13 protein-coding genes and 1 tRNA gene are annotated in these 13248 nt (G+C 71.5%); 2 read left to right on the forward strand and 12 right to left on the reverse strand.

The window, feature by feature from the left end:
* Both ACFSBI_RS05085 and dacB read right to left on the reverse strand, forming a co-directional pair.
* Window positions 1-579: an isochorismatase family protein gene (locus ACFSBI_RS05085; RefSeq protein WP_377932676.1), complete on the reverse strand. Its 579-nt coding sequence runs from the start codon at window positions 577-579 to the stop codon at window positions 1-3.
* A 62-nt stretch (window positions 580-641) separates the two neighbouring features.
* Window positions 642-2048, reverse strand: coding sequence for a D-alanyl-D-alanine carboxypeptidase/D-alanyl-D-alanine endopeptidase (gene dacB, locus ACFSBI_RS05090; RefSeq protein WP_377932678.1), 1407 nt, complete (start codon window positions 2046-2048; stop codon window positions 642-644).
* Window positions 2049-2247: 199 nt separating this feature from the next.
* On the opposite strand from dacB, the gene ACFSBI_RS05095 reads away from it, so the two are divergent.
* A tRNA-Thr gene (locus ACFSBI_RS05095) sits at window positions 2248-2323 on the forward strand.
* A 56-nt stretch (window positions 2324-2379) separates the two neighbouring features.
* Here the strand turns inward: ACFSBI_RS05095 and ACFSBI_RS05100 are convergent.
* The 10 genes from ACFSBI_RS05100 to ACFSBI_RS05145 form a co-directional block, all read right to left on the reverse strand.
* The gene (locus tag ACFSBI_RS05100; RefSeq protein WP_377932680.1) at window positions 2380-3894 is read right to left on the reverse strand and encodes an alpha/beta hydrolase; all 1515 of its coding nucleotides are present in this window, start codon (window positions 3892-3894) and stop codon (window positions 2380-2382) included.
* Window positions 3891-5060 (reverse strand): DNA polymerase III subunit delta', encoded by a 1170-nt coding sequence (locus tag ACFSBI_RS05105; protein ID WP_377932682.1) that lies wholly within the window; start codon window positions 5058-5060, stop codon window positions 3891-3893. The genes ACFSBI_RS05100 and ACFSBI_RS05105 overlap by 4 nt, the downstream gene beginning before the upstream one ends.
* Entirely contained in the window at window positions 5057-5674 is a 618-nt protein-coding gene (gene tmk / locus ACFSBI_RS05110) for a dTMP kinase (RefSeq protein ID WP_377932684.1), read from the reverse strand. Before tmk ends, ACFSBI_RS05105 begins: the two co-directional genes overlap by 4 nt.
* 10 nt (window positions 5675-5684) lie before the next feature.
* On the reverse strand, window positions 5685-8456 hold the full coding sequence (gene topA, locus ACFSBI_RS05115; RefSeq protein WP_377932686.1) for a type I DNA topoisomerase: 2772 nt from the start codon (window positions 8454-8456) through the stop codon (window positions 5685-5687).
* Between the two features lie 182 nt (window positions 8457-8638).
* The gene (locus ACFSBI_RS05120) at window positions 8639-8971 is read right to left on the reverse strand and encodes an Rv3654c family TadE-like protein (protein WP_377932688.1); all 333 of its coding nucleotides are present in this window, start codon (window positions 8969-8971) and stop codon (window positions 8639-8641) included.
* A complete protein-coding gene (locus tag ACFSBI_RS05125) occupies window positions 8968-9270 on the reverse strand; it encodes a TadE family type IV pilus minor pilin (protein ID WP_377932690.1) in 303 nt (100 codons plus the stop codon). Before ACFSBI_RS05125 ends, ACFSBI_RS05120 begins: the two co-directional genes overlap by 4 nt.
* A 16-nt stretch (window positions 9271-9286) precedes the next feature.
* Window positions 9287-9415, reverse strand: a complete 129-nt coding sequence (locus ACFSBI_RS05130; RefSeq protein ID WP_377932692.1) for a DUF4244 domain-containing protein — start codon at window positions 9413-9415, stop codon at window positions 9287-9289.
* 791 nt (window positions 9416-10206) lie between these two features.
* A complete protein-coding gene (locus ACFSBI_RS05135; protein ID WP_377932694.1) occupies window positions 10207-10806 on the reverse strand; it encodes a hypothetical protein in 600 nt (199 codons plus the stop codon).
* Window positions 10803-11630, reverse strand: coding sequence for a TIGR04255 family protein (locus ACFSBI_RS05140; protein ID WP_377932695.1), 828 nt, complete (start codon window positions 11628-11630; stop codon window positions 10803-10805). The genes ACFSBI_RS05135 and ACFSBI_RS05140 overlap by 4 nt, the downstream gene beginning before the upstream one ends.
* A 79-nt stretch (window positions 11631-11709) precedes the next feature.
* Window positions 11710-12309 carry a recombinase family protein gene (locus ACFSBI_RS05145; protein ID WP_377932697.1) on the reverse strand — a complete coding sequence of 200 codons (600 nt, stop codon included), beginning with the start codon at window positions 12307-12309 and terminating at the stop codon, window positions 11710-11712.
* A 250-nt stretch (window positions 12310-12559) separates the two neighbouring features.
* Here ACFSBI_RS05145 and ACFSBI_RS05150 point away from each other — a divergent pair, with 250 nt between their 5' ends.
* Window positions 12560-13096, forward strand: a complete 537-nt coding sequence (locus ACFSBI_RS05150; RefSeq protein WP_377932699.1) for a hypothetical protein — start codon at window positions 12560-12562, stop codon at window positions 13094-13096.
* Window positions 13097-13248 lie beyond the last annotated feature (152 nt).

Here is a 13248-nt window from a genome sequence, read left to right on the forward strand (position 1 = left end):
TCAGCCGTGGACGACCTCGGCCCCCGCCGCGCGCAGCTCGTCCAGCGCCGCGGCGCTCGGCTCGGGCGCGACGCCCGCGACGAGGCCGGTGAGCACCCGCACCCGCGCGCCCGCCTCGAGGGCGTCGAGCGCGGAGGCGCGCACGCAGTGGTCGGTGGCGATGCCGACGACGTCGAGGTCGGCGATCCCGCGCTCCTGCAGCACCTCCGCCAGCACCCGCCCGTCGTCGGTCGTGCCCTCGAACGCGGAGTAGGCCGGCTCGCCCTGCCCCTTCCGCACGTGGACGTCGATCCCGGTCGTGTCGAGCGCCGGGTGGTAGTCCGCGCCGGGGCTGCCCGCGACGCAGTGCGCCGGCCAGGTGACGACGTAGTCGGGCTCGGCGCCGACCGCGAAGTGGCCGCCGTTGTCGCCCTCGCCGTCGTGCCAGTCGCGGGAGGCGATGACGAGGGCGTACTCGTCCCGGTGCGCGTGCAGGTGCTCGGTGATGCGCTCGGCGACGGCGGCACCGCCCTCCACCCCGAGCGCACCGCCCTCGGTGAAGTCGTTCTGCACGTCGACGATCAGCAGCCCGCGACTCATGCGCTCCATCTTGTAGGCAGATCTGCCCGAAGGGCCGAGATCTGCCTACAAGATGAAAGGGGCTACGAGTCCTGGAGGCGCTTGCCGCAGGACCAGACGTCGGCGGCGAGGGTGTCGAGCGCGGTCTTCGCGGACGGGCTGGACGTGTTCAGCGCGTAGAACGCGAAGGTCAGCGGTGTCCCGTCCTTCGCCCGGATGATCCCGGCCAGCGTGTAACCGGTGTCGATCCAGCCGGTCTTCGCGAAGACCTTGCCGTCCGCCTTGGACGCCGCGCCGGCGAAGCGGTCCGCGTACGAGAGCGACCCGGTGCGGCCGGCGACGGGGAGCCCGTCCCGGATCGGCCCGAGCCCGTCCTCCCGGTGCAGGACCTTCACGAACAGCTTCGTCAGGTACGAGGGCGGGATCCGGTTGTCGTCGCTGAGCCCGGAGCCGTCGACGACGCGGACCCCGGTCGGCTCGATCCCGTACTGCCGGAGCGCCGCGCGCACGGCGGCGTCCTCGTCCGCGAAACGGTTCCCGGTGCCCGACTCGATCGCGACGACCCTCGCGAGCATCTCCGCGATCGCGTTGTCGCTGACGATCAGCGTCTGCTGCACGAGCGTGCTCACCGGCTGCGAGCGCACCGTGCCGAGCACGTCGGCGCCCGCGGGCGCCTTCCCGCGGGACACGGAGGCGCCGGGGAACGAGGCGGCGAAGGCGGCGCCCGCCCGGCCGACGGGGTCGGTGCTGCGGCGCGATCCGTTCGAGCCCGGCGCGTCCCGGTCGCCGTCGACCATCAGGGCCGTCATCTTCGGCATCCAGCCCTCGGTGCGCTCCTTGGTCTTCCACGTCGGCTGCCACGCGGGGCCGCCGAAGTAGCTGCTGTCGAGCACGATCCGCGTGATCTTCTCGTCCGGGTGCGCCTTCGCCCACGCCTTCTTCGTCTTCTTCACGAGCGTCGACAGGTGGGGCGCGCCGGCGTAGGCGGTGAGCGTGCCCGCGGGCGTCCGCGACAGCGTGACGTCGCCGCCGCCGACGAGGACGATCTCGCCCTTCCTGGACCCCTCCACGACCCTCGTGGTCATCCGGTGGTCCGGCCCGAGCACCTTCAGCGCGGCGGCGGAGGTCAGCACCTTCATCACGCTCGCCGCCCGGGACGCCTTCTTCCCCCGCCGGTCGAAGAGCACCTCGCCGGTGCGGGCGTTCATCACCCGGCCCTGGAAGCTCGCGAGGCGCGCGTCGCCGGCCGCGTCCTCCACGGAGCAGGTGCGCCGCACCGGCTTCTTCGTGGGCGTCGGCGACGGGGTCGGGGTCAGCCGCGCCGCCGGTGCGACCGTGGAGGACGCGCCGGAGGGCACGGGCGCTGCGGAGGACGTCGCGACGGCGACGGTCCGCGGCTCGCCGAGCGCGTAGCCCGCAGCCGCTCCGGCCCCGATCAGGCCGGCGAGGACGAGTCCACCGGACAGGGCGATCGCGGGCCGCTTGCGCATGCGCGACAGGGTAGGCGGCGCACGGCCCCCGTCCGGGGCACCCCGCCGGTGCCGCGTGAAGCCCGCCGTCCGCGGAGGCCCGGCTGCAGACGCTGCCGGCGACGCTGCCGGCGGCGCTCCGCGGGGCCGCGAGAACGGCCGCCGGACGCCGGGGTCCCGATCCGCAGCCTGCGGATGGCTTACACTCGACGGGCACCGCGCCGCCTTAGCTCAGTCGGCAGAGCGATTCACTCGTAATGAATAGGTCTGGGGTTCGATTCCCCAAGGCGGCTCCAGCGCGGAAGGGCCCGACCCCGACAGGGGCGGGCCCTTCGTCGTCCCGGCGGCGCGATCAGGCGCAGCGGACCGCCGCCGGCACGGCGCCCCGGGTCAGGTAGGCGTCGACGCGGTCGTCGATGCAGGCGACCCCCCGACCGTAGGCGGTGTGCCCCTGGCCCACGCGGGTGAGCAGCACCCCCTTCGGCAGCTGCTCGGCGAGCGCCTGCGCCCACCGGTACGGGGTCGCGGGGTCGCCGGTGCTGCCGAGCACGACGATCGGCGGCGAGCCGACGGCCTGCACCGGCGCGGGCTTCGACTGCGGCGGCACGGTCCAGTTCGCGCACACCGGGTTGCCGAGGTCCTCGGTGTTGTTCGCGCCGCTCAGCGGGTCCACGGCGTCGATCGCGTCGCCCTGCCGGGCCAGCACGGCCGGATCGGTCGCGACGGGGGCATCGAGGCAGTTCACCGCGTAGATCGCCTCGAACAGGTTGCCCGTGTACCCGTTCGGTCCCCGCTCGACGTAGTTGTCGGCGAGCGCGAGCGCCGTCGTCCCGTCCCCGTTGCGGAGCTCGGTGAACGCCTGCGTCAGGTACTGCCAGCTGGAGCGGTCGTAGAGCGCGGCGTCGATCGCGGTGCGCAGCACGGAGCTGTTCACCACGCGCCCGGAGGTCGTGCGGATCGGGGAGGCGCGCAGCGACAGCAGCAGGTCGGTGATCGTGCCGGTCGCCTGCGTCACGGTCTGCCCGCGGAACGGGCAGTCCTGCTGCCGCAGGCAGTCGGCGAGGTAGGTGCGGAGCGCGTTCCCGAAGGCCTGCGCGTTCGCGAGCGACTCCTGGAACGTCGAGATCGCGGGGTCGGTGGCGCCGTCGAGGACCATCCGTCCGACCGTCGTCGGATACCGGTTCGCGTACTGGGCGCCGATCGTGGTGCCGTAGGAGAAGCCGAGGTAGTCGAGCTTCGGGGACCCGACGGCGGCGCGCAGCATGTCCAGGTCGCGGACGGTGTCCGCGGTGCCGACGTGCGCGATGAGCGGCCCCGAGCGCTCCGCGCAGGCGTCCGCGAAGGCCTTCGCGGACGCCTCCACCTCCTGCCGCAGCGCCGGGCTGCCCTCCGGCAGGTCGGGGTCGCTGAACAGGAAGCGGTCGAGCGCGCGCGTGCCGTAGCACTCGACGGCGGTGGACGCCCCGACGCCGCGGGGGTCCCAGGACACGATGTCGTACTGCTGCTGCAGGCTCCGCCCGAAGAGCGAGAGGCTCCGCTGCAGGAACTCGACGCCGGAGGCGCCCGGCCCGCCCGGATTGGTGAAGAGCGTGCCGATCCGCTTCCCGGCGGCGGGGTGCACAGTGAGCGCGAGCTCGATCCGCTTCCCCGCCGGCTCCGCCCAGTCCAGCGGCGCCTCGGCGGTGGCGCACCGGAAGCCGCCGTCGCACGCCTTCCAGACGATCCGCTGGCCGTAGAAGTCGCGCAGCGCGGCCGGGACGCCGCGGACGTCCGGGCTCGACGTGACGTCGGGCGCCGGCACCAGCGAGCAGCCGACGAGCAGGAAGGCGGTCACGAGCGCGACCGCCGCGGCGAGCGGGCGTCTCATCGGGGGCTCCGGGAGAGCGCGGCGGTCACGAGCATCGCCTCGAGGGCGAGCAGCGGAGGGACGTTGGCGGGCAGTCGCCGGCGGGCCTCCGCGATCGCGTCGAGCACCTCGAGCGTCGCCTGCGGCCGGGTGGCGGCGGCGAGCGCGCGGATCTCGTCGGACCGCGCGGCGTTCACCGGCGCGAGACCGGCGTCCAGCTGGGCGAGCAGCACGTCGCGCCAGACGGACAGCAGGTCGACCAGCACGCGATCGACGCCGTCGCGGAGGCCCCGCGTCGCGCGCCGCTTCTGGTCCTCCTCCATCTGCTTCAGCACGTGGCGCAGCTGCGGCGGCACCGCCCCGCCCTCCGGCACGCCCATGGAGGCGAGCGCCCGTGCGCGTTCGGCGGCGTCGCGCTCCTGGTTCAGCGCGGTGGAGTCGGCCTTCGCCACGTCGAGCAGCCGCTGGGCGCCGCGCACCGCCTTCGGCACGGTGTCGGCGCCGAGCGCGATGCGGATCGTGTCCTCGCGGCGCTCGCGCGCCTCGGTGTCGGTGGCGAGGCGGTGCGCCATGCCGATGTGGCTCTGGGCCTCCTCGGCGGCACGCAGCGCGACGCCCTCCTCGACGCCGTCGCGCTGCACGAGCAGCCGGGCGACCTCCTGCGGCTCGGGCACCCGCAGCCGCACGACCCGGACGCGGGACCGGATCGTCGGCAGCAGGTCGGCCTCGCTCGGTGCGCAGAGGATCCAGACGGTCCGCTCCGGGGGCTCCTCGAGCGCCTTCAGCAGCACGTTGCTCGTGCGCTCCGTCATGCGGTCGGCGTCCTCGACGACCATCACCCGGTAGCGGGCGACCGACGGGGAGTACTGCGAGGCGCCGACGAGCCGGCGGACCTCCTCGATGGTGATGGTGACCCGCTCGCTGGCGAGCACCGCGAGGTCCGGGTGCGTGCGGGCGTCCACCTGGGCGCGGACGCCGGGGTCCGTCTCCCCGTGCTCGGACAGCAGGGCCGCGGCGAACGCGTAGGCGAGGTTGGAGCGGCCCGAGCCGGGCGGGCCGGTGATCAGCCACGCGTGCGTCATCACGCCGACCCCGCCGCCCGGTCGGTGCGCGTCCCGCGCCGCGGCCCGCACCGCGTCGACGGCCGCCGCCTGTCCGACGAGCTCCGCGTAGGCCGTGTCGCTCATCGCGTCAGCAGCGGCGCGACCGCCGCGCGCACCGCCTCCTGCACGGCCTCCTGCGGCAGCGACGCGTCGACGACGAGGAAGCGGGCCGGCTCCGCCTCGGCGAGGGCCAGGAACGCCGCGCGGACGCGGTCGTGGAAGTCGTCCGCCTCCGCCTCCAGGCGGTCGTAGGCCTCGCGGTCGGCCCGGCGGGCGCGGCCGATGCGCGGGTCGAGGTCGAGCAGCACGGTCAGGTCGGGCAGCAGCCCCTCGACCGCCCAGAGCGACAGGCGGCGTACCTCGTCCGCGTCGAGCACGCGCCCGGCCCCCTGGTAGGCGACCGAGGAGTCGAGGTAGCGGTCCTGCACGACCACGTCGCCCCGGGCGAGCGCCGGGCGCACGACCTCGGCGACGTGCTGGGCCCGGTCCGCGGCGTAGAGCAGCGCCTCGGCGCGGGCCGCGACGGGCCCCCGCCGGTGCAGCACCAGCTCCCGGACGGCGACGCCGAGGTCGGTGCCGCCCGGCTCGCGGGTCCGCAGGACGGTCTCGCCACGACCGGTCAGCCACGCCTCGAGGGCGGCGGCCTGCGTGGACTTGCCCACCGCGTCGCCGCCCTCGAGCGTGATGAAGGCGCCCATCCCCGACGGCTCACGCCTTCTTGGAGGCGCGCGCCGTGCCCTTCGTCGTGCCCGTCTTCGCGGCTGCCGTCTTCGCCCCGGTCGCCTTCGCCCCGGTCGTCTTCGCGGTCGTCGTCTTCGCGGTCGTCGTCCGCTTGGTCGCCGTCCGCGTGCCCGTCTTCTTCGGCGCCGGGCCCTTCGCGCGCTTGTCCGCGAGCAGCTGCACGGCCCGCTCGAAGTCGACCGCGTCCACGTCCTCGCCCCGCGGGATCGTCGCGTTGGTCTCGCCGTCGGTGACGTAGGCGCCGAAGCGGCCGTCCTTGATCTTCACGGGCTTGCCGCTGACCGGATCGGCGTCGAACTCCTTGAGCGCGCTGGACGCGCGGCGACCGCCGTACTTCGGCTGCGCGAACAGCTCGAGGGCGCCCGGCAGGTCGATCCCGAAGATGCTGTCCTCGTCGGGCAGCGTGCGGGTGTCGGTCCCCTTCTTCAGGTACGGGCCGTAGCGCCCGTTCTGCGCCGTGATCTCGTCGCCGCTCTCCGGGTCCGCGCCGACGACGCGGGGCAGCGCCAGGAGCTGCACCGCCGTGTCGAGGTCCACCGAGTCCGGCGACATCGACTTGAAGAGGCTTGCGGTGCGCGGCTTCGGAGCGCCGCGCTTGGCGGCCTCGTCCTCGGGCACGATCTCGGTCACGTACGGCCCGAACCGGCCGTCCTTCGCCACGATGGTACGGCCCCACTCGGGGTGCACCCCGAGTACGCGGTCCTCCTGCGGGGGCGCGTCGGCGAGCTCGCGCGCCTTGGCCGGCGTCAGCTCGTCGGGCGCCAGCTCGGGCGGCAGGTTGACGCGACGCACGGTCGGCTCGCCCTCGGCCAGCTCGCCGCTGCCGGCGTCGACCTGCGGCTCGCTCGCTTCGGCGACCTCGAGGTAGGGCCCGTACCGCCCGATCCGCAGCGTGATGTCGTGCGTGATCGGGATGGAGTTGATGCTGCGCGCGTCGATCTCGCCGAGGTTGTCGACGACCTGCCGCAGCCCCGGGTGCCCCGTGTGCCCGAAGTAGAAGTCGCGCAGCCAGTCGACCCGCTCGGCGTCGCCGTCGGCGATCCGGTCGAGGTCGCTCTCCATGTCGGCCGTGAACTGGTACTGCACCAGCTCGGAGAAGAAGTCCTCGAGCAGCCGGACGACGGAGAAGGCGATCCAGTTGGGGACGAGCGCGGTGCCGCGCGGCGTGACGTACTTGCGGTCGACGATCGTCGAGAGGATCGAGGCGTACGTCGAGGGCCGGCCGATGCCGAGCTCCTCGAGCTTCTTCACGAGGCTCGCCTCGGTGTAGCGGGGCGGCGGCGAGGTCTCGTGGCCGTTCGCCGCCGGCTCTGCCGGCGTGAGCGTCTGGCCCTCGGTCAGCTGCGGGAGGCGCTCGTCCGCGTCGGCGGCGTCCCGGTCCTCGTCGCGGCCCTCCTCGTAGGCGGCGAGGAAGCCGCGCTCCGTGATCACCGTGCCGCTGGCGGAGAACTCCGCCTCGCGGCCGTCGGCGGCGAGCCCGACGACGACGGTCGCGGTCGAGCCGGTTGCGTCGATCATCTGGGAGGCGACGGTGCGCCGCCAGATCAGGTCGTAGAGCCGGGCCTCGGTCGGCGAGAGGCTGCCGCGCAGCTCGTCGGGCTTCGGGAACACCTCGCCCGACGGGCGGATCGCCTCGTGGGCCTCCTGGGCGTTCTTCGACTTGCCGGCGTACTGGCGGGGCTGCTCGGGCACCGAGCCCGCCCCGTAGAGGGAGCGCGCCTGCGTGCGCGCGGCCTGCACCGCCTGCTGCGACAGCGACGGCGAGTCGGTGCGCATGTAGGTGATGTGCCCGTTCTCGTACAGGCTCTGCGCGACGGACATCGTCTGCCGGGCGCTGAAGCGCAGCTTGCGGGCCGCCTCCTGCTGCAGCGTGCTCGTCGTGAAGGGCGCGGCGGGCCGACGGCGGTAGGGCTTGGTCTCGAGGGACCGCACCGTCGCCTCCGGCGCATCGGTCTCGATCGACGCGACGAGCGCGCGGGCAGCGGCCTCGTCGAGCGCGACGGCTCCGCTCTTCAGCTGGCCGCGGTCGTCGAAGTCGCGACCGGTCGCGACCCGCTTGCCGTCGATGCGCACGAGCCGTGCCGCGAACGCCGGGCCCTCGACGGGTGCGAACCGCGCGGAGACGTCCCAGTACCCGGCGGGCACGAAGGCGAGCCGCTCGCGCTCCCGCTCGACGACGAGCCGGGTGGCGGCCGACTGCACCCGCCCCGCGGACAGGCCGGGGCCGACCTTGCGCCAGAGCACCGGCGACACCTCGTAGCCGTAGAGGCGGTCGAGGATGCGGCGCGTCTCCTGCGCGTCCACGAGGGCGGTGTCGAGCTCGCGGGTGTTGTCGCGCGCCTTGGTGATCGCGTCCTTGGTGATCTCGTGGAAGACCATGCGCTTGACGGGCACCTTCGGCTTCAGCACCTCGAGCAGGTGCCACGCGATGGCCTCGCCCTCGCGGTCCTCATCAGTGGCGAGGTAGAGCTCGTCGGCGCCCTTCAGCGCCCGCTTCAGGTCGGCGACCGTCTTCTTCTTCTGGTCGCTGACGACGTAGTAGGGCTCGAAGCCGTTGTCGACGTCGACGGAGAACTTGCCCATCGACCCCTTCTTCAGCTCGGGCGGCAGGTTCTTCGGCTCGATCAGGTCGCGGATGTGGCCGACGGACGCCTGCACCTCGTACCCCGGGCCGAGGTACTTGGCGATGGTCTTCGCCTTCGCGGGCGACTCGACGATCACCAGCTTCGTTCCGGGCACGGCCGCCTCCTTCGCTTCCGTTCGAGCGCGATCCCCCGAACCGCGCCGCAGCGGGGCCCTCCAGGGGCGGTTCCCGCACACCATACACAGCGCGTCGAAGCCCGCCGGCGGCGCGAGCACCACCGCTGCTGGGGGTTCGCCGAGGGAGTGCCGGCGCGTCGGGCACGCCCGCTGCGCCGGCCTCACCCCGTGCTCGGGCCCGCGACCGCGTCCGCGCCGAGCGGCAGCCCGAGCGCCTCCACGACCGCTCGGACGCGGACGAGGTCGCCGTGCTGACGGCACGACGCGAGCTCGGCTCCGCTCGACCGGGCGACCTCGGCGGCCCGCTCGCAGGGCACCCCGACGGCGAGGCCGAGCGCGGTGGCCCCGGCGGCCAGCGCGGCCGCATCGGCCGCGGCGGCCGCCCGGTGCGCCGCGACGAGCAGCACCGCGAGCGGCGCCACCAGCACGAAGGCGGCGACGACCGCGCCGGTGACCGCGACCCCGAGGACGCTGCCCGCCCCCTCCTCCTTCACGGCACGACCGCCGCGAGCGCGCAGGACGACGCCGTGAGCGGGACCGCGACGCCGAGCAGCGGCACCGAGACCCGCACGGAGGCGCACACGAGGTCGCCCTCGCGGCGGATGCCGGTGACGGCCGCGCCCATGCGCTCGGCCGCGCCGGCTCCGGCCGGCTCCTCCCGAGCGGCGGCGCGCGCGACCTGCGCCGCGGCGTCGGTCAGGCGGATCCGCTCGACGCCGAGCCGCAGGCCGCCGAGGCACGCCGCGAGCACGACCAGCACCGCGGGCACGGCGATCGCGAGCTCCGCGGTCACCGTGCCCGCCTGCCGCTCAGCCCGGCAGCGCCAGCGCATGCCGGATCAGCGAGGCCAGCAGGCCCCGCACCTCGTCGCTGCGCAGCACGACCACGAGCAGCGCGGCGAAGCCGACTGCCGCGACCGTCGCGCCTCGATGGCGCACTTTGAACAGGACCCTCTGCCCATTGCGGTGCTACGGGCGCGACTGGAACGTGACTCCCGCCGGGGGACCCATGCATGGGACCCGAAATTCCAGTAGCGCCCCGCCTTGACTCTCCGGCGGGTGCGGCTCAAGCGTGCGCCGGGTACTCCGCACCTGCGAGCTTCGTAGGCAATACCTCAGGCCCTAGAGAGACCGCAGTCGGGGCAGCCCAGCACACGTGCGTCGTCCTGCATCGGCTCGAGATCACGTAGTCCGCACATAGGACACCGCACGATGCCAAGCGCGTCGGAGTCGAGACTGTCGTCCATGACGCCAACGGTCCTATATGTCGCGCGTGAGTGGCAACGGCAAGAACGCGGCCACGAACTGCTCCTGCAGTTTCCGCCGATTGGCTCCAATCGGTTCCGGTCGCCACACGAGGCAGTGCGCCTCTTGGACCGGCCTCGTGTCCCCGTCTGGAAAGGGATCGTGGCGTGGGTCGTACGGCCCGGGCTCGTCGGTGGCATCCCCTGGCCGGACAATCGCGCGCAGAGTCGCAGCCGCTGCGCCCGCTACCGCCGACCATCTCTGGTCCAGGATCGCACGACGCTCTAGTCCGCTCTGTCCGAGAAGGGCATCGTCGTAGACCGACACCCCGCGTCTCGCGTCTACTTCTGTGTCGAAGGTGAAAGCATTGGCGGTCGGGTACGAGACCCCAGTGCCCTCGTCGCGGTAACTCTCGATGGCGTGCTCGGGGTCGAAACGACGGAGCAGAAGGTGCTCGTCCTCGACCGGATCGCCGCTCTCCATCGCTAGGAGCGAGCGGCCACGCGGCTGCTGATTCCGCCACTCATCGCGGACAGCATCGCCCGCGCTGCCTCGACGACCTCCACCGAGAGCACCTCGTTAGATGCGAGTTCAATGTCGAATGCCTCGTGGCCGTCGGCCTCGACCCCTGAGAGGTAGGCCGAGCCGTCCGACTCGGCCACGGCCACCACCTTCGCGTCGTTCACGCGCCAACGCACCTCGATGCCACCGTCGAGCGTCAGGGTGGGCTGAGGGGTCGGTCCGCCGTCAGTGACAAGCGTGTTGAGGATCGCCCCAAAGCGAGCCATCGCTGACGGCGTGGGACGCCCGAACTCGGAACCGAGTCGGGAGACGACGAACTGCGCCTGCAGCTGCAGGTCAAATGCACTGATCCAACTGTCGATCAGAGGCGCGCCAACGGCTGAGGACTCCGAGTAGGCCGTGTACAGAGCCGGCATCGTGCTGATTGAGGCAGATCGTCTAGCGACCTGCTTCGTCAACTGCTTCTCGAAGTCGCGGACGGCAGCATTCACAGGATCTTTCTTGAAGATCCCAATCCCCGCGAAGACCAGCGACGGTTCGAGCGCCCAGGTGGCATTGGTCACTTTGCGCTCCCTGACTCCTGCCCCCACGCCTCGCGCTTCTTGTCCGCGATGATGCGGTCGAACGTAAACGAGGAGAGGGCGTGCGCAACGTCCAACCCCTCGAACACGTCGGTCTGGGTGCCATCGAAGATCGCTCGGGTATCCACATTCAGAAGCACGCGCCGTGCATCTCCGCCGCCCTGCGGCTCGCCAGTGACGACGACCTGCGCAGCCATAGGGTGCTCGTCGCTCTTCTCGATGTCGCGGACGAACTGAAACCTGGTCAGCAGCTCACGGCCGGGCAGGGCTCGCTCGGGAGCCGGGGCACGCACGATCGAGACGACGTCCGCCATCGTGTCCGACGGCTCGAGCGGCACAAAGTTGACGTAGGTGTACTCGCCGAACACAGGCGCCGGAACGGGCAAGTTGAACTCGGTCAGGAACTCGACGAGCAGGCCCCACAGGCGAACGTATTCGGTGCGGAGGGCGTCGTATCCGGGGTACTTGCGACCGACACCCTCATCGCGCCAGTTCAACACCAGGCGATCAGCCTGCGTCTGGATGAGCATTCCGTTGCTCGGGTTGACTGCCCAGATCCGGACGGGCTGGCTGGCGTTGAGCTGAAACTGGAAGCTCGGCTCAAGTTGGAGCTGCACGAGCTGAGAGGGCGGGACGGCTGGCACGTCCTGGATGTGGGAGTAGTCCTGCTCCCACTTGGCCTGCAGACGGCTCAACTGGTAGGACCCGAGGCTCGGAACGGGGGGGTACTCGAGGCTCAGTGCCGCTTCGGCGACTGGTGGGCGCTCGAACTGCGGCTGAGCGTCGCGGTTGTACCACTCCGTCACGAGGATGAGGGTATCGGGGTGACCAGGTGGCGCGCTGCGCCCTGTAGGAGTGACCCTGCTCGTCGGTAGAGGGCGCGGTTCACGCGCTGCTCCGTCCCAGTGCGCGGTACACGCTGGAGCGGCTCACCTTGAAGTAGGACGCGATGGCAGAGGCGGACTTGCCTTTGTCGTGCATCTCCTGGGCGTGATCGATCTGCTCGGCAGTCAGTGCGGCGGGGCGCCCCCCGCGCCTTCCGCTCTGCGCGGCGGCGTCGAGACCGGCGCGTGTTCGCTCGATCAGGAACGACCGCTCCATAGAAGCGAAGATCGCTAGCAGCGACAGCATCGCCATCCCGGTTGTGGTGCGCGTGTTCAGACCGTCCACGACGGACTCGACGTGGATGTTGCGCTTCACGAGATCCTCGATCAGAAGGATCGTGTGCCCGGAACTTCGGCCAAGACGATCGAGCTTGAACAACACGACCGTGTCGTTGGGCTCGACCGTGGCAAGCATTCGGTCCAGCTCTGGCCGGCTGGCCTTCGCGCCGCTCACGCCTCTGTCGATGAAGAGATCCCCCTTGCGCTGCACCGATCCCCGCTCCATCAGGACCTTGATCTGTCCGGCCTCGTCTTGGGATGCCTTGCTCACGCGCACATACCCGAACCGGCGGCCCGGAGGTGATGATGTCCCAATCGCCATGTTTCAATACTACACCAATAGACACGTGAGTTCTGGAACAACATCCTGGCCGTAGGGCAGGTGCTCCGTCATCCGATCGTTTGTGACACCCAAGTCAGGAGAGCTGCGCTCGCCGCAGTCCGGCGCCAGCCGTGCCTCGCCAGAGGAGCAATCAACAATTTTGAACGGTTGTTGACAACTGGGGGGTGCAAGCGGCACGCTTGGCCCGACCTAACAATCTCTACATCTCAAACGAATGATCGGACGCGCCGTGGTCAGATTCCGCCAGCAACTGGTAGTCGACATCACACGCATGTCGCCAGCTCAGGTCGAGGCGCTGAAGCACTTCATCAGCACTCTCTTCGTCATACCGACGCAGGAGGACGAGGAGTCGGTACACGGATGGACCCGCACAGCCGCCGCGAGCGCGATCCTCGACCTGCGGGCCAACGGTAAGACCGTGCAGGAGGCGGTCCTCCACGCCGAGACGCTCGCGGATGACGGCTTCGTCAGCCGCGACCTCGTCTACCAGCTCGGCAGCTACAACCCAGAGCGGCAACTACGCGGTTTCACCCGCGCGCTCAACAACACCGTGAAGTCACTCAAGATTGATGGCGCCATAGCGGACGATGCCGCCGACCCCATGGCGCCCGTCTATGAGCGTGACGGCGTGCGGTCCAAGGTCGCACTCGGGTTTGAAATGCCAATAGAACTCCGAGCCGTCTTCGCGGCGGCGTACGGCCTCCTCCGATCCGGGGCGGATGAAGACCTCGAGGATGAACACGACTGGGAGCAGGGGGAGGACTGAGCGCCCGCTGCCCGCGCACTGCGGCACCTTGCGTAGCGCCGAAGCGCGTTCTCCGGTTTTTAGATGACCGACCCCAACGAACGGCATCGCACTCCGCCACCCGAAGGAGATCCCATGGTTCACCCCGCTCACCCATTCGCCATCGAGTACTG

It is taken from the genome of Amnibacterium endophyticum (assembly GCF_042680685.1).
Lineage (GTDB): Bacteria > Actinomycetota > Actinomycetes > Actinomycetales > Microbacteriaceae > Amnibacterium > Amnibacterium endophyticum.